Below are 23,527 nucleotides of genomic sequence, written 5' to 3' on the forward strand. Positions count from 1 at the left end.
GTTGTTATATCGATTGAGACTAGAACGTGTAACCGAGATAAACCGACACGTTGTCCCTGTCTCGACGCGAGTTGTAGTCCGACCCGCCGGTGAACGTGGTCAGCCGCACTTCGCCGATCCACTTGTTCAGATAATCGAAGCGCAGCCCCGTCAGGATCTGCTTGTTGCCTTCGACGAAGTTCTGCCCCAGACCCGGCGCGATGCCGTTGACGTCCCAGAAGAAGCCCAGCAGCGGCTCGATGTTGGCGCCGAACAAGGCGTTCTGGTAGCGGAACAACGCCACGGCGCGGATACCCCATGAGAAACGCGTCGGGAATTGATCCAGCGGCTGAGCGGTCGGGTTCTGTCGGCACGTATCGTCACAGACACCCAGGTTGGCGCTATCGAAGCCGTTCGTCGTGCTGTCAGCACCAACCGAGGCGTGGGTATTCACTTCGGCCCCATTGAACTGCAATTCGCTCAGCTCTGGCATGTCTGGGAACAACGTCCCGCCGAACTCGAAGATGCCGATGATCTGCGAGGCATCAAACCAGTTCGCACCACCCCAGGTATTCAGCAGTGTGAACTGCATCTGGTGGACCTTCTGGGGCTCCCAACCGCGGATGTAGTAGTTCTCCACACCATCCATGGTGCCGTCGGGATCCACCGGATTATCACGATAAAGCGTGTTCACGAAGTCCGGAACCGCTGCACGACGACCTGGCACCGTGGCCACGCCCGGAATCTCGATCGAGTTCTCCGGGAAGGCTGGCTGCAGGGCTGCGTAGACCAGATCGGTCGAGTGCACCTGGGTGGGCAGGTTTTCGCGGAAGGAATACTCGCCCGAGAACGCCAGATCACCCACGGTGGTGTTGAACGAGAAACCGTAGAGCTTGATGTCTTCCGGATACTCCACGAACAGCTGCAGCGTATCGACCGGCAGGGCGCTGTCGCCGCCAGCGGCAATGAAGCCGTTGCAGTCGATGGCCGCTTCCAAGGCCGTGGTGCTGCTGCCGCTGATGCAGGTGGGGTCCGCCGCATAGGCGGACACGCTTGGAATGCGGGCATGGTAGTTGGAGTAATACAACGCCAGTTCGGTGCCGTTGTTCAGCCAGCTGGCGAAGTACTTCAGCGCCACACCATACTGACCATCGTCCTTGGGACGCACGTCATCGACTCGCATCACGGTGCGGCCTGAATCGGTCAAGGCGCCGGACGAATCATTGGCGCTGTTGTCCGCAGACGAATAAATATTCTCCGGATCTTCTGGCGCCTTAGAGAAGGACAGCATGGCGTAGGTTCCGCCTGCGCCCACGGTATCGCTAACCGAGAAGAAGGTGCCCACGGGGTCGGCAATCGCCGGCTTCCACTCGTACTGGTAGAAGGCCTCCATGAACAGGTCGGCGGTCAAGTCGGTGCTAATGAAAGCCATGCCCACGGCCTGGAACGCTTCTTCCAGCTGGAAGCCCGGTAGGCGAGCACGCACGCCATGCGGCGGATTCACCGCGTTGATGCTGTTGAAGACCAGCGCGGTGGACTCACCCCAGTTCACACCCTGGCGGCCGACGCGCAAGAGAATCTCGCGATCACCAAAGAACGGCAGGTAACCACTGACGTGGTAGCTCGACCAATCGAAGCTGGACCCTGCCAGACGATCCACGGCGGCCGGCCGCGGCGTGGAGGCAGGCTGCAAGGTCGTATCCGGATGCGTTTGGTCGAAATTGACGGAATCGGCGTCGAACAAAAAGATCGGGTTGGCGTAGAAGCTCAGCGAGCCACCAATCGGGAACGGCATGTCAAAGCTGATCTCCGAGTTCAGCTTCACCGCAGCCGACACGACATCGCCCTTGTCGTAGTTCAGGTTGCCGTTGTCCGAGTTCGGCGAAAACGACCCCGGAGCAGCAACGAATTCCTCGTTGGCGTCGGCGAACCGGGGATCATTCGATTCTGCGGTCGCCGAACAGGCGCCGTTGATCGCACCGGGTTCGTAGGTCAACGGACCGGCGGCGTCCGGATTACCGGTTCGGTTGGTCCGAACACAAAGGCCGGGATTCAGGTTGGACTTGCCGATCAGGTGTTGCGCCCGATCCTGCACACGCCAAGCGGCGCCGGCGGTCAGCAAGCTATCGACACTGCCCTCGAACGGACCGATCTCGAACTGGACTGCGGTGGCCGTGGAGCTCACCCCCACCAGCATCGCTGCCGCACTGCCCAGTAGTGCACTACGCACGGACGGCATACACCACTTAGCGCGCTTGGTCGCACGCACAACATTCAACATCGCCATGGATCGTCATCCCCCGAAAGGCGTTTTCTTGTCCCGGCTCCACCTCTCCTTGGCGGACCCCAACCGGGCCGGACGCTTCATAGGGGCTGCCTGCTCTCCTCTGCAGCCCCGCCTAATATTCTCGGCGGTATTTAAGCAGACAAAAATTCCCACCGCAACGAACACTTAGCGCATCTACTCAATCCAAATCGCACAGGCTTGGCGACCCGTTTGCCCCCTGTCACGGCGATAGGAATAAAAGCGCCCGGGGTCGGAATACGTATCAAGGCGGGAATCAAATCCCGCAATATCAAGGGCTTCGAGCTGGCGCATGGCGATTGCCGGCAGGTTGGCTTGCCAGTGTCCGGGCCGGGTCTCGACGAAATCCTCTGCCGATCCTGTCGGGGTCGCGAGCAAACGATCACGCAGCTTGGCATCGACCTCGTAGTGCGCCGCGCGGATGCAGGGACCGATCCAGGCGACCAGCGCCGCGTCAGCGGCCGCGTGTGCAGCGGCTGCCGCAATCACCCCATCGGCCAAGCCCCGCCAACCCGCATGAACAACCGCCACCCACCGCCGGCGACGACACGCCAGCAGAATGGGAAGACAATCGGCTGTCATCACGACCAGCGGTCTGCGCGGCTGGGTCGACACGGCGGCATCGGCAACCGGCACTGCATGTCCGTCCGGTTCCTGCGCCACATTGCGGCCATGCACTTGTTGCATCCACGCGGGCTGGGCTGGCATGCCACAGGCGACCTGCCAGGCGCGTCGATTCGCGCGCACGGCGGCGTCATCGTCACCGCAGTGCAGCGCCAGGTTGAGCGACGCGTATGCGCCACGACTGCCGCCACCCGACCGTGTGCTGGCAGCCGCCCGCACCCATGGTGGCGCCGGCCACTGCGGCTGGATGACTTCGACGTTCACTCCGGCGGACCAAGCGCCGCAACCAGCGCCTGAAAATCCGCGGGGAGCGGCGCACGCAGCTGGATCGACTCACCCGTCATGGGCTGCTCGAAACCCAGCTCAAACGCGTGCAACGCCTGGCGACGAAAGCCATGTAACTCGGCTTGCAGGCTGTCCGTTGCCCCCGCCAGGCCACTGCCGCGTCGCCCGTACTGCGGATCACCGACGATCGGAAATCCCCTGCTTTGCAGATGTACCCGAATCTGATGCGTGCGCCCCGTCTCCAAACGCACGTCCAGCAGGCTATGGTGCGCCCAGCGGGAACGCACGCGGTAATGAGTAACCGCATGCCGACCGTCACGCCGGACGGCAAAGCGTGTTCGATCCTGCGGGTGACGCCCCAGCGGGGCATCGATCCGGTCGCCGGCAATCACGCGCCCCCAGACCAGGGCCTGGTACTGCCGCCGAATCGACCGCGCCTGCATGGCCTGCGAGAGCCGGTGGTACGCCTCCGGATGGCGCGCGATGATCAGCAGACCGCTGGTCAGCTTATCCAGCCGGTGAATCAAACCAGCGCGCGGCAGTTGCTGCAGCTGCGGGTCGTGATGCAACAGGGCGTTCTGCAAGGTGCCCCGGGGCTGTCCCGCCCCGGGATGGACGACCAACCCAGCCGGCTTATTGATTACCAGACAATCGTCGTCTTCATGCACGACTTCCAGCGGCATCGCTTCGGGCGCTGTTTCCACCGCTGCCTCGAAGACTGGGTCGACCTCTATATGCTGACCGGTCTGCACCGCAGCGCGCTGATTCGTGATCAGCGCTTGGTCGATACGCACGCGCCCGTCCTGGATCCATCGCTGCACACGACTGCGCGAAACATCGACCATCAGTTCGGCCAGCGCACGATCCAGGCGCGCGCCGGAGAGAACTTCCGGAACCTCAAACACTCGAATGTCGGAACTCGTTGACACGATCGGTATACTCTTGCGGCCTCTTCTGAGAACACGACCCCGAATGATAGCCATCCGACTGCCGGCCCTCTTGCTGGTCGGCGCGAGTCTAGTGCTTGGCGGCTGCGCCAGCGACGATGATGCCCTGGCACCCGCGAATCCGTTTCGCGACGAGCTGCCCAAGCGCTTGCTACGCCTGCAGGCTGATCAGGTCTACCGGATGGCCCGCCGTTCGCTGGATGCGGCCGACTATGACGGCGCCATCGGCCAGTACCGCGCCATTCTGCTGCGCTTTCCATTTTCGCAGTACGCGACGCAGGCCCAGCTCGAACTGATCTACGCCAACTACAAGGCCTATGCACCGGATAGTGCGCTGGCCGACGCGGACCGGTTTTTGCGCGAGCACCCGCGGCACCCCCAGATCGAATACGTGTATTACCTGCGCGGCCTGATCCACTACAGCCGCGCCAATGCCGACGGCGACCTGCTGCCCTGGTCGGACTCGCATAGCTACGACCCGACCTACGCACGTCGCGCCTTCGATGCCTTTGGACAGCTCATCCAGCGCTATCCGGACAGCCGCTACGCACCGGATGCCCGCCAGCGCATGGTATTGCTACGGGATCGCGTGGCTCAGCATGAGTTGGAGATCGCGCGCTATTACATGAAGCGCAAGGCCTATGTCGCCGCCAGTCGCCGTGCCGAAGACATTCTGGAGCGGTTCCAGGGCACATCGGTTATTCCGGAAACCCTGGGCATGCTTGAATCCGCCTATCGGTCGCTGGAGCTGACCGAGTTGGCCGAGGCCACAGCGTCACTTGCGCAAGCCAACTATGGCGCGCCTGTCACGCCAGCAACCGAAACGTCGGGTCCGCACGCCAAGCCAGAGCAGCTCAGCCTGCCGCCGGTCATCGACCGAACCGGCCCCGAAACGGTGACCAGCGACGACGCATCGGAAGACAGCGCGCCTTAGCGCAGCGGCTGGCGTGGCCACGGTCGTCCGCTATGGGCAGGGGCGACCGTCGCGCAGCATCGATCGCCCTGCCCGACCTGCGTACCGGACTAGATGTCTTCGTAGACCGCGGTAATCGGGTAGCGGCGATCCCGGCCAAAGGCCCGGGCTGTGACCTTGGGCCCCGGCGGTGCCTGCCGGCGCTTGTATTCGTTATGCCGAATCATGCGGGCCACCCGCTTGACCAGTTCGCCATCGAACCCCTGCTCCGCAATCTCAGCCAGGGTTGCGTGGTCCTCGACATAGGCGCGGATGATGGCATCGAGGGTTTCGTACGGCGGCAGGCTATCGGAATCCTGCTGATCATCGCGCAGTTCCGCAGACGGCGGTCGGTCGATCACAGCCTGCGGTATGACCGGTGACTCGCCCGACTTCACCTGGGCGTTGCGCCAGTTGGCCAGCTTGAAGACCAATGTCTTGTAGACATCCTTGAGTGGCGCAAAGCCACCAGCCATATCGCCGTAAAGCGTTGCATAACCGGTCGCCAGTTCGCTCTTGTTACCCGTTGCCAGCACGAGATAGCGAAATTTGTTGGACAGGGCCATCAGCAGCGTGCCGCGCACACGAGACTGGATATTCTCCTCGGTGACGTCCACCTCGCAGCCAGCGAACTCAGCGGCCAGGGCATCGCCGAACTGCTCCACCATCGGTTCGATACCGATGTCGGAAAAGCGCACACCCAGGCGTTCGGCCTGCGCACGCGCCTCGCGGCGAGAGAGTTCAGAGGTATAGCGAGAAGGCATGGCCACGCACCAGACGCGGTCCGCGCCCAGCGCATCAACTGCCAGCGCCAATACCAGCGAAGAATCAATGCCGCCCGACAAACCGATCAGCACGCCATCAAAGCGATTGCGATTGACGTAGTCGGCAATTGACATGGTCAGCGCCTGCCAGCAGAGCTGCTCCATGGACTTATCGGTCTTCTTGGCCGGCTTGGCGTTGGCCACATGGTCGATGGGCACGTCTGCCAAGAACACCCCTTCCTCGAAGGTCGGCGCCCGGGCGATGATCTGCCCGTCATAGCGCGCCGCCATCGAATCACCGTCGAAAACCAACTCGTCCTGCCCGCCCACGCAATTGACGTAGACGATGGACAGCCCGGTTTCGCGCGCCCGTTCCGCCAGCACCTGATTGCGCTGTTCGTGCTTGGTTTCGTGGAACGGCGAGGCGTTGATGTTGATCAGCAGGCTGGCGCCGGCCTTGGCAACATCTGCCGTCGGCCCCGGCTCCCAGATGTCCTCGCAAATCGTCAGGCCGATCGTCAGTCCGGCCATCTCGAACACGCAGGTCTTATCGCCCTGCGCGAAATGCCGTTCCTCGTCGAAGACACCGTAGTTCGGTAGCTTCTGCTTGCGGTACTTGGCCACGCGCTTGTCGCCCAGGTACACGTCAGCGGCGTTGTAAATGCCGCCGTCCGTGTATTCCGGGTAGCCGACAATCACCCCGATTCCAGAAACCTCCCGCCGGATGCGGGTCAAGCCATCCTTGACCTTGCCGGGCAGACCACGCCGCAGCAGCAAATCGTCAGGCGGATAGCCCAGCACGGCCAGCTCCGGAAACACGACGAGATCGGCCTGGTGGGTATCGCGGGCCTCGATGGCGGCCTGGACCATCTTGTCGACGTTGCCCTCGACATCACCCACCCACAGGTTGAGCTGGGCCATACAGACCCGCAGCGTTCTTGCCATGTCTTATCCCCGGAAGGACGCGGGGTGAGGACGGATCAGGCCAGGGCCTTGGCGATGGCCTCGCCGAGATCCGCCGGTGACCGCACGGTGGTGACACCCGCTGCTTCCAGCGCGGCGAATTTGTCGTCGGCCGTACCCTTACCGCCCGAAATAATCGCGCCCGCATGCCCCATGCGCTTGCCGGGAGGCGCCGTCACACCCGCGATATAGGCCACCACGGGCTTGGTGACATGCGCCTTGATGTACTCGGCCGCCTCCTCTTCCTTGGAGCCACCGATCTCGCCGACCATGATGATGCCTTCGGTCTGCGGGTCTTCCTGGAAACGGGAGATCACATCGATAAAGCCCATCCCGTGCACCGGGTCGCCGCCGATGCCGACACAGGTGGATTGCCCCAGGCCGTTGTTCGTGGTCTGGAACACGGCTTCATACGTCAGGGTGCCGGAACGCGACACAATGCCGATCTTGCCCGGCTTGTGGATATGCCCCGGCATGATGCCGATCTTGCATTCGCCGGGGGTAATCACACCCGGGCAGTTCGGCCCGATCAGCACGGCATCGGTCTCGCTGAGCGCGGACTTCACCCGCACCATGTCCAACACCGGAATATGCTCGGTGATGCAGACGATCACCTTGATGCCTGCGTCGATCGCCTCAAGCACAGCGTCTGCTGCAAACGGTGCGGGCACGTAGATCATGCTGGCATTGGCGCCGGTTTCTGCCACGGCATCGGCCACCGTGTTGAACACGGGGCGGTCCAGATGGGTCTCACCGCCGCGGCCCGGCGTCACGCCTCCGACCAGCTGCGTCCCGTAGGCAATGGCCTGCTCGGAGTGAAACGTGCCCTGGCGACCCGTGAAGCCCTGGACGACGACCTTGGTGTTCTTGTCAATCAAGATGCTCATTGATAAATCCTTGTGTGGTCCGGGCTCTACTTGGCAGCCGCCACGACCTTGGTCGCCGCGTCGGTCAGATCCACAGCGGGAATGATTTCGAAATCCGATTCTTCGAGCAGCTTGCGACCCTGCTCGACGTTAGTGCCTTCCAGACGCGCGACGACAGGAATCGTCAGCCCCACCTGGCGAACCGCCTCGATAATGCCTTCGGCGATCAGGTCACAGCGCACGATGCCACCGAAAATGTTGACCAGAATGGCCTTGACGTCACCCCCGGAGGTGATGAGCTTGAAGGCCTCGGTGACGCGCTCGGCCGTCGCGCCGCCGCCCACGTCCAGGAAGTTCGCAGGCTGCCCGCCGTGCAGCTTGATGATGTCCATGGTCGCCATGGCCAAGCCCGCGCCATTGACCATGCAGCCGATGTCGCCATCCAGCGTGACGTAGTTGAGGTCATGCTTGGCGGCCGCCAGCTCCTTCTCGTCTTCCTGCGTCGGATCGGCCATGGCAGCGATGTCCTTGTGACGGAACAACGCGTTGTCATCAAAGTTCAGCTTGGCATCCAGCGCGGCCAGATTGCCGTCGCCCGTGACAATCAGGGGATTGATCTCGACCAGGCTGGCATCACGCTCGTGGAACAAGCGGATGAAACCGTTGACGATTTTGGCGAACTGACCAACCTGGTCCTTGTTCAATCCAAGGAAGAAGCCCAGACGCCGCGCCTGGTAACCGGAAAAGCCGGCGCCCGGCGGCACGCCGATCGCCAGGATCTTTTCGGGCGTCTTCTCGGCGACTTCCTCGATGTCCATCCCGCCTTCCGGCGACGCCATGACCACGATGCGATCAGTGCCTCGATCCACCAGCACGGACAGATAGAGTTCGGTTTCGATGGCCGACGGCTCCTCAACCAGCACCTGGCTGATCGGCAGCCCCTGGGCATCGGTCTGCTTGGTCACCAGGCGCTGACCGAGCATGCCGGCAGCCGCCTCGCGAACCTCGTCCAAACTGTCGACCAGCTTGACGCCACCGGCCTTGCCGCGCCCGCCGGCATGGACCTGCGCCTTAACGACCCAGCGCTCGCCACCCAGCTTTTTGGCGGCCTCAACGGCGTCTTCGGGAGAACTGGCGACGTGACCCGTCGGGACGGGAATGCCGTATTCGGCAAACAGGCCCTTGGCCTGATACTCATGCAGGTTCATTGCACACCGGACTCGGGATGATGGGCTGCGGATTCTCTCCCATCGCCGTGCGAGGCGCAAAACAGGGCCGTATGCTTGCCATTCTTCGGCTGGCAGATTTCACACCATGACACCGCCTTTGTTCGCATCATGACGGGCCGTTTTCTCGCGCGCGAAATCGTGAATCGACCGGGCGCAGCCGACTGGCGCGTGCTGCGAGCGCTGACGGCCTACCGCTGGATTGTGTCGGTCATCGCGCTGGCCCTGATCTACCTCGACCTCGGAGCCCGCGCGCTGGGCATCATCCGCCCCGAACTGTTTCTGATCGTCGCGCTCGGATCCGCACTGCATGCCATGGGCGCCACGGTGACGCTGGAATTGAAGCGCCCCGCGCTGGACGCGCAGACGCTGTTCCAAACCATTGCCGACATGACTACCGTCGGCCTGTGGATGTGGACCACCGGCGGCGTTAGCAGCGGCCTGGGCGTGCTGATGGTCTTCCCCATGATCGCGGCCAGCCTGTTGCTGAATCGCCGCATGGTGTTGCTGGTGGCTGCGCTGACGAGCATCGGCCTGCTCACACTGGAAGTCATGCGCTCACTGAGCGGCCCGGACGCCCAGGCGCTGACCGAAGCCGGGCTGCTTGGTCTGCTGATGTTCGCCATGGGGCTGACCAGCCATGCGCTGGCCGGCCGCGCGCGGCGCAGTGAAGCGCTGGCACGTCAGGTGGGCGGCGACCTGGTCAGCCTGTCGCGCCTCAACGAAAGCATTGTTGCGCGGATACGTGCAGGTGTCATCGCCGTCACCGGCCGCGGCACCATCCAGCTGGTCAATCCAGCGGCCCGGCGACTGATCAAACTGGATGCCTCCGCCCACGGTCGCGCGCTGGACGCCGTGGCGCCGTGGCTGGCCAGCGCACTGAATGACTGGCGCACTGACCCCACCCGTCATGACGACCGCGTGCTGGCTTCGAACGGCAAATCGGTGTCGGCCCAGTTCGTGCGCCTGGGCTGGGGCGATCGCGCCCCGGTGCTGATCATGTTGGAAGACGCCGATGCCCTGGCCCAGCAGGCCCAACAGATGAAATTGGCTGCCTTGGGACGGCTATCGGCGTCGATTGCGCACGAAATTCGTAATCCGCTGAATGCCATTAGCAACGCTGCGCAGCTGCTGGAGGAGTCGCCCGACCTGGGCGAAGACGACCACGCCCTGAATGCCATCGTCCGTCGGAATGCCGGACGCATCGAGAGCATCGTGCGCGACGTGCTGTCGCTATCACGGCCGGCCCCCAGCGCGCCCATCGCACTGGACCTGCACGCAGAGCTGCTCAGCGTGTTCGAGCAATTTCGCGAATCCGGGCTCAGCGAGCATTGCGAGCTCGACCTGTCAGGTGTGGACCCTGCACTGCAGGTCATGGTGGACCCCAACCACCTGCGGCGCATTCTCACCAACCTGTGGGAGAACAGCTGCGAGCACGCGACAACCCAGCCGGTCAGGCTCACCGTCACCGCGCGGCAGACCGAGGACTCGGTCGCGATGAAGCTAACTGACAATGGCCCGGGTGTTTCGGCCGCCGATGCCGAGCACATATTCGAGCCCTTCTTCACCACCCGCGCCGCTGGCACGGGACTCGGCCTGTTTCTGGCCAAGGAGTTGGCGCGCCATAATGGTGGCCAGTTGACGCTGGAGCCAAGCCGCGAGGGCGCCTGTTTTCGGCTGCAACTACCCGCCCGTATGACCGACGCTGGAGAACCCGCCTACCCATGAGTACACCCCGCGTACTGGTGGTCGACGACGAGGTCGACATTCGCAAGTTGATCGAAATCACCTTGGCCAGAATGGGGGTGGAGACGGATGCGGCGGAGAACGTTGAGTGCGCCCGTGAGCGCCTCGCCGATGAACAGTTCGATTTGTGTCTCACCGATATGCGGATGCCCGACGGCACCGGCACCGACTTGGTTCGGCACATCCAAACCCACCATCCGACGTTGCCCGTGGCCGTGATCACCGCCTATGGCAACACCGACGATGCCGTCGAGTGCATGAAGCTCGGGGCATTCGACTTCGTGAGCAAGCCCGTGGACATCCACATGCTGCGCAAGCTGGTGGAATCGGCGCTATCGCTGGAGTCGCCCGCCTCCCCGCGCACACCCCAGCCCGCGCAAACGGCGCTGGTCGGCGAAACAGCCGGCATTCGCCAGCTACGCAAGACCATCGAAAAGCTTGGCCGCAGTCAGGCACCGGTGTACATCACCGGCGAGTCCGGAACAGGCAAGGAGTTGGTGGCACGCGAGATCCACAGCCAGGGCACGCGCCGCCATGGTCCGTTCGTACCGGTTAACTGCGGCGCGATCCCTAGCGAACTCATGGAGTCGGAACTCTTCGGCCACCTGCGCGGCAGTTTTACCGGCGCCACCCAGGACAAGGAAGGGCTGTTTCAGGCGGCCGACGGCGGCACGCTGTTTCTGGACGAAGTCGCCGACCTGCCGCTGCACATGCAGGTCAAGCTGTTGCGCGCCATCCAGGAGCGTTCGATCCGCCCCGTAGGCGCCAAAGCCGAAACCCCTGTCGATGTACGGATTGTTTCAGCCACGCATCACGATCTGGCCGAACGGGTTCGCGAGGGAGTCTTCCGGCAGGACCTGTTTTATCGACTCAACGTCATCCAGGTGACCGTGCCGCCGCTACGCGAACGCATGGCCGACATCCCTCGACTGGCCAACAGCCTGCTCGCTGGGATTGCCGAGCGCTACGGCTTGTCTCAACCCCCGACACTCACGCCCGATGCCGTCGAACGCCTGCAGGGGCATAGCTTCCCGGGCAATGTCCGCGAACTCGACAACGTTCTGGAGCGTGCTGTGGCCTTGACCGATAACGATCGGATCACGGCCGATGATCTACAGGTCGACCCGGCACCGCCGGCTTCGATGAATGCCGGTGATGACGCCGATGGCCTGCGGAACGAGCTGGAGGACCTTGAGCGCCAACGCATTCTGGAGGCCCTGCAAGCCACGCGTTTCAACAAGACCAAGGCCGCAGAGCGGCTGGGCATGAGCTTTCGTCAGTTGCGCTACCGGACCAAGAAACTGGGCATCGATTAATAGGACCGTCCCACCGCAGTCAGTTACTATGCAAGGCATCGTAACTGCACCCCCAGCACCGGCCACCCAGCGCAGATGCCCCACAGAGAAGCGCGACATGTCTTCAGACGAATTCGAATTTGCGCAAGAGCTAGACACGCTCGAACCTCCCGTCAATCGCCAAGACGACGCATGGAAGGTTCTGCTGGTCGACGACGACCCCGACATCCACAGCGTCACGCGACTGGCTCTGGCCGGCCTAGAGCACAGCGGCCGGCTGCTGGAACTGCATTCGGCAGAGAGCGCGGAGCAGGCAACCGAGTTGCTGCGACATACCGTGTATGCCGTTGCCCTGGTCGATGTCGTCATGGAAAGCGACGAAGCCGGCCTGGACCTGGTCCGCTTCATTCGCGACACCTTAGGTGAGCATCGCACGCGCCTGATCGTCCGCACCGGTCAACCCGGGCTCGCGCCCGCCTGGGACACGGTCCGTGATTACGACATCAACGGCTACGAGGAGAAATCCTTCCAGACCGCCACGCGCCTCAAGACAGCGGTACTGACGGCGCTGCGATCCTTCGAACAAATCTGTGCGCTGGAGCGCGCCAATCAGCGCATCGCAGCCCACACCGCCGGACTGCGGGACATCCTCGATGCACTCAGCGATATGGCGCGCAACCATGACCTGCCCGCCGCCGAACAGCGCATGCTCTCGGAGCTATCACGCTTGGTGGTCGGCGGCCAATCCTCGGTGATGGTCGAGGGTGGATCGGCCGTTGTCGTGGATGGAGGGGATCAACCCGAGCAGCTGGATGTCATCGCCGCCAGCGGCGAATTCGATCTGGCCAACCGGCTGGGCGTCACCGCCCTGCCTCGCTCCGCGCTGGAGTTAATCAGCAAGTGTCTGCGCGAACGGCGCGACTGGCGCGATAGCCAGTACTACTGCACATACTCGGAGTCGGCAACCGGCCTGCCTCGTGCGTTTCTGGTCAATGTGATGGCCGCCGAGCACGATGTTGATCGGCAACTCATCCAGCTGTTCTGCCGAAACGCCTCACTCGCCCGCGATGCGATCGCGCTGAACGTCGATCTGGAGCGCAGCCAGGAAGACATCGTGTTGCTGATCAGCGAAGCCATCGAGGCCCGATCTATGGAGACCGGCAACCATGTTCGACGCGTGGGCGCCTATGCACAGACACTGGCACGCCAGCTGGGCATTCCCGAGGAAGAGGCCAAGGTGCTCAAAATGGCAGCCCCGCTCCATGACCTCGGCAAGATCGCCATCGCCGATTCCATCCTCAAAAAGCCCGGCAAGCTGAGCGATGAGGAACGCCGCGAGATGGAACGCCACCCGGAGATCGGAGCCGCCATCCTCTCGGGCTACGAGCGGCCGGTACTACAGGCCGCCAAATTGATTTCATTGCAGCATCAGGAGAAGTGGGACGGCACTGGTTATCCCTATGGGCTGTCGGGTGACGATATCCACATCTTTGCGCAGATTACCGCCGTTGCCGATGTGTTCGACGCCATCAGCTGCGCCCGTTGCTACAAACCGGCCTGGTCGCTAGATCGGTGCTTCGTCTTTCTCAAGGAACAAAGCGGTCGGCATTTCAGTCCCAGAGTCGTCGACGCCTTTTTCGAGGCGCAAGACGACATTCTGGCCATCAAGAACGCGTTGAGAGACCCATGACTGAAGACCGTCTGGAAAAACTGGAAACCCTGCTGGCCCACCAGGATGAGACGCTGCGCCAGTTGAATGACGCCCTCTACAAGCAGCAGCTGCAGATACAGGGATTACGCGACGAAATTGACGCGCTGCGCCACCGGGTGGAATCGGCGGAGCAGCCCGCCCCGGATGCCTTGCCCGGTCACGAACTGCCGCCGCATTACTAGGGAAACACTGATCTATTCGCGCCGCCAAGTTGCTGCCTGCAAACAGGCCAGGCAAGGCGCGAGGAGTGAAGTTTGGTCATGCCAAATGAAAGACGAGTAACGCAGTCTGGCCTGTTTGCCGGCGCAATCCTGACGGAACGGGCCGGTTTTCCCGCGATCCTGCGTTGCGAAGCGCGTCCATGCGCTTCGCCCTTCGGGCCGGCCTTCGGCCGTTCGAATACGTTCCCAACGCATTCGTGTCGTTCGCTGACTTGGAATAACCAAGCGGCGCTCACTCTGCCTGGGCTCGCGCGAAAACCGGCTCCGTCTTGGTGGTGCGAATAGATCAGTGTTTCCCCTAGGTCAGTGCTTCCCTAGCCGCCGGCTTACCCGGGCGGCCACTTCAAGGGACGCCCGGCAATGATATGCAGGTGCAGATGGAAAACACTCTGCCCTGCCTCGGCGCCATTATTGACCACCAGTCGAAACGCGTCGCCGTAGCCTTCAGCCTCGGCGATACGGGGCGCTACGCGCATCAAATGCCCCAGCAAATCGACGTCGTCGTCCCCGGCGTCGGACAGCTTTGGGATGACCTTGCGCGGGACCAGCAGAACATGCAGTGGCGCGGCAGGGTTGATGTCCCGAAACGCCGCACAATGCGCGTCTTCGTACACGAGGTCACCCGGGATGTCCCCGGCCAGGATCTTCTCGAATAAGGTCGGTTCCGCCATGTCGCACTCCTTAGTTGGATAAGGCGTCAGCAATCGGCATACGCGCCAGCGATGGAGCACTCAGGCTGCCGAAGTAAAGGTGATCGCCGGCACGTTCGGCCGAGGTGATCGGCCCGAATGCCTCATCGCCATGATGCTGCAAATTGGCCACGACCCGCCCCCCAGTATCCAGCCCTAATACAAAGGCCTGATGCGCGGGCATCGGGTGCAACGACTCCGGCATCCGATAAATCACCTTGCGCCAAAACGGCCGGTCTGAAGTGGCGTCCATGATGGCATTGCGCGGCCCGTACAAGGCCAGCCAGAACACGCCATTGGCCGCATCGAAACTGATGTTGTCCGGGAAGCCGGGTAGGTTGTCGATAAAAATGTCACGCTCACCGGCACGCGGACCCTTGAGCCAGAGGCGGGTGACACGGTAGGCACCGGTTTCGTTGACCAGCACGTAGGCGTCGTCTGGTCCCAGCGCCACGCCATTGGCGAAGTAGAGCCCTTGCAGCAGCTCATCGACGGAGCCGTCCGGGTTGTAGCGAAGTAAGCGCCCGGTGCCTGCGTGTTCGATAAAGTCAGCCAGCAGATGCTCCATGCCGTACTTCCACGAGGCATCGGAGAAGTAAATGGTCCCGTCTGCCGCCACATCCAGATCGTCGGCAAAACGAAAGGCCAGGCCGTTGGCCTGGGCCGCCAGTGTTTCAACCTCACCGGACAGGGTCACCCGCAGGAGCCCGCGATACGCATCGGCCACCGCCAGACTGCCGTCGGACAGCAATGCAACCCCCAGCGGGCGGCCGCCGGTGTCCGCAATGGTCTCCACGCTACCCCCGTTGGCCGGTATGCGAACAACCCGTCCATCGACATAGCCGGTGTAGATGTCCCCGTTGGACGCCACGGCCATATCTTCCGGTCCAACGCCCTCGCCCACGGCCAAGCGCTGGACGCCGGCCAAACGGGCATTGCGTTCGTAGACACCGACAAGCTCGGGGGCCGGTGGTGCCTGCCAGCGCACGGGTTCGATCTCTATGGGGTAGAACAGTAAATAGCCGCCGACGACAGCCACAATCAAGAACAGCCAGCTTCCGGCACGTTTCATCTGGGTCTCCTTCCCTGTAAGCGATGCGGTGCGCGCGACCTCGGCGGGTCGTCTTCAGCAGAGGCGTCTGGCGCTTGGCGGACACCGCAGGCCTGGATGCTAACCCGAGCGGTCGCCTTCCCACACGTTACTGGGCCAGTCGATGCCCCGCAGAGCCCGGTGTTCGCGCCAGGCCATGGCCAGCAGCGCCAGCGGCCTGATCCACGGCACGCCCTGGCGAGCATTGGCCGCGCCGATCTCCATCATGTCGCGCCAGATGCCCAGGAATGCGCGCAGCCCCTCCCGCAACGGGGTTCCGGGGTGGTAGACATGCGCGGGTTCCGAACTGGCGCCGTTGACCTCGATCACCTGAAAGTCCTCACCTGCCGCCAGGGCCTCGCGCGAGGCGGCGCGGACATCCAATCGCCCGAACTCGAAGCCGGGCATGGCGGCCGCCAGTTGCCGGACACGCGCAACCAAGGCGGGCGTACACAATGCTTGGCCGTCAAGGAATAAGGCGCCTCGGCAGTGACTGCCGACATCGGCGATGGGCAGGGTCGCCCCGTCCGTCAGCACATGATCCAGCTGTGTCGCGAATCGCTGAAACAGCATGGGTGCGATCAGCTTGGCGCGCGGGTGTTGGAGAATGAGCTCCCGGACCCTGTGGCGACCATCGCCCACCAACTGCAGCAACTGCTTTTCGGTCAGCGAGACCAACTCGCCGGCGGCACCCGGTCGCCGCACAAAGAACAGCCCAAACTCGGCCCCGGGCACGTAAGCCTGGACGATGACGGGTACATGCAGCCGCTGAAAATAATCTACGACAGCCGCTTCGCTATGCGCGATACGGACGCCCCGGCCCCGCTCCCCGCGATCCGGCTTGAGAACCACCGGCCAGGGACGCGGCTGCCGCGCGGCGAACGCCAGCGCCCGACGCGTCCGTTCAGCAGGCGGCAGGTCCGCGGAGATCTGCTCGAACTCGGCAACAAAGGCGGGCATGCCCTGCGCAAGCGGGACAAGCGTTTCATGCTTGCTCTCGCCGATCAGGCCGCCGCCATGCGAAATCCCGGGATTCACCGCGGTAAATCGAGTCCACTGCCCCGTCACGACGGCACGCCAGACTATGTAGGCCACCACAGGCAGGTAGAACACCGGTCCGGGCCAGAACTCCCAGCGGACGAGGCGCGCCAGCCGAATCGACCAGCGTGTGCGCCAGCCGAGCGTCGGCTCAGATGCGCGGTTCAAGCGCTTGCGCGCTCATGACGCAGCGTCGCCGGCGCCTTGCCGAAACCGTCCGGCAGCTGCACGCCGCTATTGCCCAGCGCAGCGCGTATCAGCGCAAAGTGATGGACGGCATGGCTCTGCACAAATTGCAGCTCCCGGCCCAGGGAGGACCGCGATGCCATCGAGGGTTCGCCCGGATCAGTGGCCAGCCGGACCGTCAGCGACGGATCCGCGCCTTCCAGCAGCCGCTCCAGGGCCTGCCGCAGCGACTGCAAAACTCGGCGTGCGCGCGGGACCGAAAGTTCGGTTTCCCGGCAGCGCTCACGCGCATCGTAGTCAATCACCCCATCCTCAAGCCCCTGCACCAAGCACTGGTAATGGTCCACGATGTGGCGCATATGCGGCCCCACCAGGGCGTAATGGCCCGGATCCAGAAAACCCAGCAGGGCATCAGCCTCCTCCAGGGTCGCAAGATTGTCAGAGATCAAAGCGTTGATAGACACGTGCATTCCTGTTGTGGGTCACAACACCGGTCGCGTCGCGACTGCGGGGGGCGCCGCAGGGTCATCCAGGCGAATCAGACTGGCGGTAAAAATCAGACAAAAGCCGATGGTGATGGGCAGACCCGGTGCCAGGGTCAGCAGAATCTCGGGCGTGCCCACCAGCAGGTGGACACCCACGATGAGGCTGTAGATCACGGCCAACGCGCCCAAAGCCGCGCGCGCCCCGCGTGCAAGCGGGTGCCCGCTTCGACCGTAAAGCCGCCGCATCAAGGTCACCCCGGTCAACGTCACGACAAAGCTCATCGCGCCCTGTGCGCAGCCGGCGCGCACCGCGATTGCCGCCCCGTGTGCGCTGTTCGCGAACACACCCCAGCCACCATAGAACAACGCACCCAGGGTGGCGCCGGTCAGGCCGTCCATGAGCCGCAGTGCCCAGCGTGCAAACCAGAAGTCGGCGCGCCCGGCCGGGGTGCTGTGGTGAAGATGTGTATCGGTCATGCCCGAATCAGACCCGGACAGGGACCGATTATTCTCGTCGGCAGTCCTCATGACAGGTAATCGTGCCATGCGGAACAAACCGCAGCCGCCACGGAAAAGTCAGGATTGAGCAGAGATTCACATTGGTTGTAGCGCAATGCCCCACCGCCGGCCACCTGCAGCGTCGCGCCGGCCGCCTCGACCACACAGTGGCCCGCGGCCGTGTCCCACTCGCAGGTCGGCCCGATCCGGGGATAGAACTCGCCGGCCCCGGCGGCCAGACGCCCGAACTTGAGCGCGCTGCCCACGCCAATGGACTCGTGGGGCGGCAGGCGGTTTAAGAGCGTCGCCAGCGCCGGTTTGGCATGGGAGCGGGTCACCAGCACACGCGGCCGTCGTGGCAAGACCGCCGTCACCGCCAGCCGCGTCGGCGGCTTCCCTGCCTCGAAACGCCAGGCCCCTTCGCCTCGAGCCGCGGCGTAGGTTTCGGACAGTGCCGGCGCATGGACCACACCCATGACGGGTTCCCCATGCTGAATCAGCGCGATATTCACCGTGAACTCGCCATTACCGGCGATGAACTCGCGCGTGCCGTCCAGTGGGTCGACCAGCCAATACCGCGCCCACTGCCGTCGCTGTGCCCAAGACCACGGCTCGCCCTCTTCGGATAACAGGGGAATGCTGGGCGTACGTTCGCCCAGCGCCGACGCGATCACCCCGTGGGCCGCCAGGTCGGCCGCCGTCACCGGCGACTCATCCGCCTTGTAGCGCACCTCTGTCCCGGTGGCGTAGTGAGCCATAATGCGGTCACCGGCCTGCCGGGCCACCTCGACCAGACTGGCCAGCTCAAGCGGCCAGCGTGTCATTGTCATTGCCAAATTCTCCGCATGGTTTGCATTATGCCGCCCGCTAAGCCCGACTGGTCTGCCATCGACACCATTCTGCTCGACATGGATGGCACGATTCTGGACTTGGCCTACGACAACTGGTTCTGGCAGGAGCACATCCCCGAACAGGTCGCCCGGGCGCGGGGCGTTGAACTCCCCACCATCCGCGACGCGCTGCAGGCGCAATTCGATGCGGCCTTTGGCAGCCTCAACTGGTATTGCCTGGACCACTGGACACGCACGCTGGAGCTCGACATCGCCACCCACAAGCAGGCGAGCCGACACCGGGTGCGCCCGCTGGATGGAGCGCTCGCGGCGATCGAACAGGCGCGTGCTCGCGGGCATGCCGTGTGGCTGGTCACCAACGCGCATCCCCTGACGCTGCAAATCAAGCTGGAGCAGACCGGTATTGCAGCCTTGTTCGATGCCTTGGTCAGTTCACATGAGCTGGACGCACCCAAGGAGCACGCGGTGTTCTGGGAGCGCCTGCAGGCCCGCCTGCCACACGACCCCAAACGCAGCCTTTTTGTTGATGACAGCCTGCGGGTCCGCGAAGCGGCTCGGCGGGCGGGCTACCCGCATGTCTGGGCGATTGCGCGCCCTGACTCGCGCCACCCGGCACGGCCGGTCGATGATGGACCGGCGGCAGATCGACTGGCCGATGTTCTGGCGGGCTAACGGCCGCCCCCGGAGCGCGGCCCGCCGCGACGCCGCCCCCCACCGCCTCCGCCACCGCTGCGACGGCGCCCATCGGCGCGCGGCTTGCGGGGCCGGGGCTTCGGCCGGGTGAGGTCCGAGGCCATGTCGTCGGGGCTGGGGATGTCGGTCTCGATCTTGAAGCCGACGTAACGTTCGATGTCAGGCAACGAGTAGACGTACTCCTCACAGCAGAAGCTGATCGCATCGCCCTCCGCCCCTGCACGCGCGGTTCGCCCGATGCGATGAACGTAGTCCTCGGCATCCTGTGGGAGGTCGTAGTTGATGACATGCGTCACGTCAGGAATATGCAGCCCGCGCGCGGCCACATCGGTCGCCACGAGAATCGACAGCTCACCCTGCTGGAAACGCTCCAGCAAGCGCATGCGCTTGGTCTGGGGCACATCACCCGAGATGATGGCGGCAGAAAACCCATTGGCATTGAGCCAGTCGGCCACGCGCTCACCCACGCGCTTGGTATTGATGAACACCATGGTGCGATGCGGGTCGTGACGGCGCAGCCAGCCGATCAGCAGCGCGATCTTGTCGTCCTTGGAGACATGCAACATGGTCTGCCGGACCCGGTCAGCCGTGACGGTCTCGGCCTCAACGCGGACCAGCTCGGGATCGTTCATGTGCTCGTAGGCCAACTCCAGCACACGGTGCGACAGGGTGGCCGAGAACAGCATATTCAAGCGCTGTTGGGGCTTTGGCAGCTTGCGCAGCAGGTATCGGATGTCCTTGAGAAAGCCGAGATCGAACATGCGATCCGCCTCATCCAGCACGACCGCCTCCGCATGATCCAGCGTATAGGCCTTCTGCTTGTAGTAGTCGATGAGCCGGCCCGGCGTGCCCACCAGAATATCGATACCGGCGCGCAGTTCCTCGCGCTGGGATTCGTAGCCGGTCCCACCGAACACCACCATCAAGCTCAGCTCCACATGCTTGAGCAGCGTGGCTGCGTCCTTTTCGATCTGGATCGCAAGCTCACGCGTCGGCGCGATGATCAGCGCACGCGGTGCACAGGTGAAGCCCTTGGGGATGGGCTTGGGCTCCTGGCTCAGCAATCGGTGAATCGTCGCCAGCAGAAAAGCCGCTGTCTTACCGGTGCCTGTTTGCGCCTGGCCTGCGATATCGCGCCCGGCGATGAGCTTGGGCAGCGTCTGTGCCTGGATCGGCGTGCAATGCGAAAACCCGATTTCGGCCAGGGCGGCCTGAACGGGTTCGGCAAGCGGAAGTTCTGAGAAGGCGGTTTGGGAGAGATGTGCGGCGTCGGCCATGCGCAGGGGGGCCCTGATGAATGCAAATGAGGGTGCGGCAGAGGCGTCACCCGAGATGACTTGCAATGGTAGCAAAAGTGGGCTCCAATACGTTTCATCCCGTGCGCGCCATCACTTCTGCGCACAACGATATTCAAATTCCCCGCACAATCTTGCGTCTGCGCCCTGCGACCGCCATCGTCGCGGCGGGACGGATGGCCCCCTCACGTGAGGGGCGTCACTTCCATTGATTCGGGCGTTGCCTGCCTGCAAGGGCCTGCAACCCAACCCACGATTGATTCAAGGAGTTGTTATGAGCGAGAACATCGCTGTCGTAACCGACGCCAGCTTCGACGAAGATGTGAAGCAGGCTTCGGTACCGGTACTGGTCGACTACTGGGCGGAATGGTGCGGTCCCTGCAAGATGATCGCCCCAGTCCTGGAAGAAATTGCCAAGGACTATGACGGTCGCCTCAAGGTGGCCAAGCTCAATGTCGACGAAAACCCGGGCACGCCGCCCAAGTTCGGCATCCGTGGTATTCCGACGCTGATGCTGTTTAAGGACGGCGAAGTGGCAGCCACCAAGGTCGGCGCGCTGTCCAAGGCCCAATTGTCCGACTTCATCGATCAGCACATCGCCTGATCCTGTTCGGGGCCGGCCACGCCGGCCCCGTCCACTTCATTTTTTAACCAACCCCTTACGGTAGACACCCGGTGACGAAAGAAGAGACCGCCGTAGACGACGTGGCAGATCGTCCTGAGAACACGGACGACGCAGCGCGCAAGCCCCGCAAGAAGGTCAAGCTGGCGGTCGAGCCCCCCGGCGATACCGCGGCTGCGCCCGAGGCGCCCGCCGCCGAGCCCGCCAAGGAAAAACCGGCAGCCAAGTCGAAGCGTTCCGACAGCGGCAGCAACAACGATGGCGACTCCGACGACGACCGGGGTAACCAGAACAATGACGGCGGCAACGGTGGCGACGACAACGGTGGCAACCGGGGTCGCAACAACCGTCGCGGGGGTGACCAGAACCAGGGCGGCGGCCGGCGCCGGCGTGGTCGACGCAATCGTGATCAGCAGCCCGAGCCGATCCCCGAGTACGACGGTCCACCGCTGAACATCAGTGAGCTCAAGTCCAAGACAGCCTCCGAGCTCATTGAGGAAGCCGAGGCCATGGGCATCGAGAATGTCTCGCGGGCCAAAAAGCAGGACGTCATCTTTCAGATGATCCGCACCCGCGCCAAGATGGGTCAGCAAATCTTTGGCGACGGCGTGCTGGAAATTCTCTCGGATGGATTTGGCTTTCTGCGCGCGCCTGAGGCGTCATACCAGGCGGGCCCGGACGACATCTACGTCTCCCCATCGCAGATTCGACGCTTCTCGCTGCGCACCGGCGACAGCATTACCGGCCAGATTCGGACACCTAAAGACAATGAGCGCTATTTCGCGCTGCTCAAGGTCGACACCATCAATGGTGAAACGCCGGAACAGTCCAAGCGCAAAGTGCCCTTCGAGAACCTGACCCCGCTGTTCCCGGAACAGCAGCTGGTCATGGAAGTGGGCAATGGCAGCACCGAAGACATCACCGCAAGAATCGTCGATATCGTCTCGCCTTTCGGTAAGGGACAGCGCGGGCTGATCGTCTCGCCGCCCAAAGCCGGTAAGACCATGCTGATGCAGAATCTGGCGCAAAGCGTGGCCGCCAACTACCCGGACGCGTACCTCATCGTGCTGCTCATCGATGAGCGCCCAGAAGAAGTCACCGACATGCAGCGCTCTGTGCGCGGCGAGGTCGTGTCGTCGACGTTTGACGAGCCGGCAGCGCGCCACGTCCAGGTGGCCGAGATGGTCATCGAGAAGGCCAAGCGCCTGGTCGAGCACAAGATGGATGTCGTCATTCTGCTGGACTCCATCACACGCTTGGCACGTGCCTACAACACGGTCGCCCCCAGCTCCGGCAAGGTGCTGACCGGCGGCGTGGACGCCAACGCACTGCAAAAGCCGAAGCGCTTTTTCGGCGCGGCCCGCAATGTGGAGGAAGGTGGCTCACTCACCATCATTGCCACGGCACTGGTGGAAACCGGCTCCAAGATGGACGAGGTGATCTACGAGGAGTTCAAGGGCACCGGCAACATGGAAATCCAGATGGAACGCCGGATCGCCGAGAAGCGCGTGTTCCCGGCCATCAACATCAACCGCTCCGGCACGCGCCGCGAAGAGTTGATGATGGATGCCGTCACGCTGCAGAAGGTCTGGGTGCTGCGCAAGCTGCTGCATTCCATGGACGAGATCGCAGCGGTCGAACTGCTGATCGACCGAATGAAACAGACCAAGACCAACGCGGAGTTCTTCGACTCCATGAAGCGGCAGTAGGCTCGTTGGGGAAACGCTGATCTATTCGCGCCGTCTTGGTGGTGCGAATAGACCAGTGTTTCCCCTAGCACAAGTCGACCGGCGCAAAAAGGCCCCATCCGGGGCCTTTTTTGCTGCACCGCAATAGGGCTTCATATCAGCGCAACACGGTTGCACCAAACTCCACCGAACGATGGATGCCCGCCGGCCCGTGACCGCTGGTAGGATCACGACCTCAACGAGAGATTGGTCACATATCGACCAGCAGCGGGCTGGTTACACTGCCCGCCATAAGAAAGTTTTAGGTGCCACAGGACATGCAGTGTCCGCTTTTTGGGGCGCCTGACGTTTAGACAGTCAGGGAGTTTTCAAGACGGAGCCGGCCTTGCGCTAGGCAACAATCCTCAATGCACCTCCCAGCCTGGTCCGCTGTTTGCGAACCGGGCTAGGTAGGCGACGTTGATGAACCGTCAAGAACCGGGTGGCCAGAAGCCGCCAGGACAGCCCA

At 63.1% G+C, this 23,527-nt stretch carries 21 protein-coding genes; 8 read left to right on the plus strand and 13 right to left on the minus strand.

Annotated elements, in window-relative coordinates; all coding sequences use genetic code 11:
- Positions 1–19 precede the first annotated feature (19 nt).
- The 3 genes from DEH80_RS00500 to DEH80_RS00510 form a co-directional block, all read right to left on the minus strand.
- On the minus strand, positions 20–2,266 hold the full coding sequence (locus tag DEH80_RS00500) for a DUF1302 domain-containing protein (protein ID WP_109718512.1): 2,247 nt from the start codon (positions 2,264–2,266) through the stop codon (positions 20–22).
- 174 nt (positions 2,267–2,440) lie between these two features.
- Complete coding sequence (pgeF, locus tag DEH80_RS00505; RefSeq protein WP_109718513.1) at positions 2,441–3,172, minus strand: peptidoglycan editing factor PgeF; 732 nt, start codon at positions 3,170–3,172, stop codon at positions 2,441–2,443.
- Positions 3,169–4,122, minus strand: coding sequence for an RluA family pseudouridine synthase (locus DEH80_RS00510; protein WP_207774353.1), 954 nt, complete (start codon positions 4,120–4,122; stop codon positions 3,169–3,171). Before DEH80_RS00510 ends, pgeF begins: the two co-directional genes overlap by 4 nt.
- A gap of 43 nt (positions 4,123–4,165) precedes the next feature.
- Between DEH80_RS00510 and DEH80_RS00515 the strand changes: the two genes are divergently transcribed.
- Positions 4,166–5,074 carry an outer membrane protein assembly factor BamD gene (locus tag DEH80_RS00515; RefSeq protein WP_165831199.1) on the plus strand — a complete coding sequence of 303 codons (909 nt, stop codon included), beginning with the start codon at positions 4,166–4,168 and terminating at the stop codon, positions 5,072–5,074.
- Positions 5,075–5,163: 89 nt separating this feature from the next.
- On the opposite strand, the gene DEH80_RS00520 is transcribed toward DEH80_RS00515, so the two are convergent.
- From DEH80_RS00520 to sucC, 3 genes are read right to left on the minus strand one after another with little or no spacing between them, the layout of a single operon-like run.
- A complete protein-coding gene (locus DEH80_RS00520) occupies positions 5,164–6,801 on the minus strand; it encodes an NAD+ synthase (RefSeq protein ID WP_109718515.1) in 1,638 nt (545 codons plus the stop codon).
- A gap of 35 nt (positions 6,802–6,836) precedes the next feature.
- Entirely contained in the window at positions 6,837–7,706 is an 870-nt protein-coding gene (gene sucD / locus DEH80_RS00525; protein WP_109718516.1) for a succinate--CoA ligase subunit alpha, read from the minus strand.
- 26 nt (positions 7,707–7,732) lie between these two features.
- Positions 7,733–8,893 carry an ADP-forming succinate--CoA ligase subunit beta gene (gene sucC / locus DEH80_RS00530; protein WP_109718517.1) on the minus strand — a complete coding sequence of 387 codons (1,161 nt, stop codon included), beginning with the start codon at positions 8,891–8,893 and terminating at the stop codon, positions 7,733–7,735.
- 75 nt (positions 8,894–8,968) lie between these two features.
- Here sucC and DEH80_RS00535 point away from each other — a divergent pair, with 75 nt between their 5' ends.
- The 4 genes from DEH80_RS00535 to DEH80_RS00550 all read left to right on the plus strand — a co-directional run bounded on the left by DEH80_RS00535 (position 8,969) and on the right by DEH80_RS00550 (position 13,845).
- A complete protein-coding gene (locus tag DEH80_RS00535; RefSeq protein WP_109718518.1) occupies positions 8,969–10,639 on the plus strand; it encodes a sensor histidine kinase in 1,671 nt (556 codons plus the stop codon).
- A complete protein-coding gene (locus DEH80_RS00540; protein ID WP_109718519.1) occupies positions 10,636–11,973 on the plus strand; it encodes a sigma-54-dependent transcriptional regulator in 1,338 nt (445 codons plus the stop codon). The genes DEH80_RS00535 and DEH80_RS00540 overlap by 4 nt, the downstream gene beginning before the upstream one ends.
- 97 nt (positions 11,974–12,070) lie before the next feature.
- Entirely contained in the window at positions 12,071–13,642 is a 1,572-nt protein-coding gene (locus DEH80_RS00545; protein WP_165831200.1) for an HD domain-containing phosphohydrolase, read from the plus strand.
- Complete coding sequence (locus DEH80_RS00550) at positions 13,639–13,845, plus strand: SlyX family protein (RefSeq protein WP_109718521.1); 207 nt, start codon at positions 13,639–13,641, stop codon at positions 13,843–13,845. The genes DEH80_RS00545 and DEH80_RS00550 overlap by 4 nt, the downstream gene beginning before the upstream one ends.
- A 365-nt stretch (positions 13,846–14,210) precedes the next feature.
- On the opposite strand, the gene DEH80_RS00555 is transcribed toward DEH80_RS00550, so the two are convergent.
- The 6 genes from DEH80_RS00555 to cysQ form a co-directional block, all read right to left on the minus strand.
- Positions 14,211–14,555: a histidine triad nucleotide-binding protein gene (locus DEH80_RS00555; protein ID WP_109718522.1), complete on the minus strand. Its 345-nt coding sequence runs from the start codon at positions 14,553–14,555 to the stop codon at positions 14,211–14,213.
- A gap of 10 nt (positions 14,556–14,565) precedes the next feature.
- The gene (locus DEH80_RS00560) at positions 14,566–15,645 is read right to left on the minus strand and encodes an SMP-30/gluconolactonase/LRE family protein (RefSeq protein ID WP_109718523.1); all 1,080 of its coding nucleotides are present in this window, start codon (positions 15,643–15,645) and stop codon (positions 14,566–14,568) included.
- A gap of 99 nt (positions 15,646–15,744) precedes the next feature.
- Positions 15,745–16,869, minus strand: coding sequence for a hypothetical protein (locus tag DEH80_RS00565; RefSeq protein ID WP_109718524.1), 1,125 nt, complete (start codon positions 16,867–16,869; stop codon positions 15,745–15,747).
- Positions 16,866–17,351 carry a hypothetical protein gene (locus tag DEH80_RS00570; protein ID WP_133249065.1) on the minus strand — a complete coding sequence of 162 codons (486 nt, stop codon included), beginning with the start codon at positions 17,349–17,351 and terminating at the stop codon, positions 16,866–16,868. The genes DEH80_RS00565 and DEH80_RS00570 overlap by 4 nt, the downstream gene beginning before the upstream one ends.
- An 18-nt stretch (positions 17,352–17,369) precedes the next feature.
- On the minus strand, positions 17,370–17,849 hold the full coding sequence (locus DEH80_RS00575) for a hypothetical protein (RefSeq protein ID WP_109718526.1): 480 nt from the start codon (positions 17,847–17,849) through the stop codon (positions 17,370–17,372).
- Between the two features lie 47 nt (positions 17,850–17,896).
- Positions 17,897–18,700, minus strand: coding sequence for a 3'(2'),5'-bisphosphate nucleotidase CysQ (cysQ, locus tag DEH80_RS00580; protein ID WP_109718527.1), 804 nt, complete (start codon positions 18,698–18,700; stop codon positions 17,897–17,899).
- A gap of 27 nt (positions 18,701–18,727) precedes the next feature.
- Between cysQ and DEH80_RS00585 the strand changes: the two genes are divergently transcribed.
- On the plus strand, positions 18,728–19,393 hold the full coding sequence (locus tag DEH80_RS00585; protein ID WP_165831201.1) for an HAD-IA family hydrolase: 666 nt from the start codon (positions 18,728–18,730) through the stop codon (positions 19,391–19,393).
- Here DEH80_RS00585 and DEH80_RS00590 read toward each other — a convergent pair.
- Complete coding sequence (locus tag DEH80_RS00590; RefSeq protein ID WP_109718529.1) at positions 19,390–20,691, minus strand: DEAD/DEAH box helicase; 1,302 nt, start codon at positions 20,689–20,691, stop codon at positions 19,390–19,392. The genes DEH80_RS00585 and DEH80_RS00590 overlap by 4 nt on opposite strands.
- 292 nt (positions 20,692–20,983) lie before the next feature.
- Between DEH80_RS00590 and trxA the strand changes: the two genes are divergently transcribed.
- Together trxA and rho are read left to right on the plus strand one after the other, a co-directional pair.
- Complete coding sequence (trxA, locus tag DEH80_RS00595) at positions 20,984–21,313, plus strand: thioredoxin TrxA (RefSeq protein WP_109718530.1); 330 nt, start codon at positions 20,984–20,986, stop codon at positions 21,311–21,313.
- A gap of 467 nt (positions 21,314–21,780) precedes the next feature.
- The gene (rho, locus tag DEH80_RS00600; RefSeq protein ID WP_243412726.1) at positions 21,781–23,040 is read left to right on the plus strand and encodes a transcription termination factor Rho; all 1,260 of its coding nucleotides are present in this window, start codon (positions 21,781–21,783) and stop codon (positions 23,038–23,040) included.
- Positions 23,041–23,527: the final 487 nt, after the last annotated feature.

It is taken from the genome of Abyssibacter profundi (genome assembly GCF_003151135.1).
GTDB lineage: Bacteria > Pseudomonadota > Gammaproteobacteria > Nevskiales > OUC007 > Abyssibacter > Abyssibacter profundi.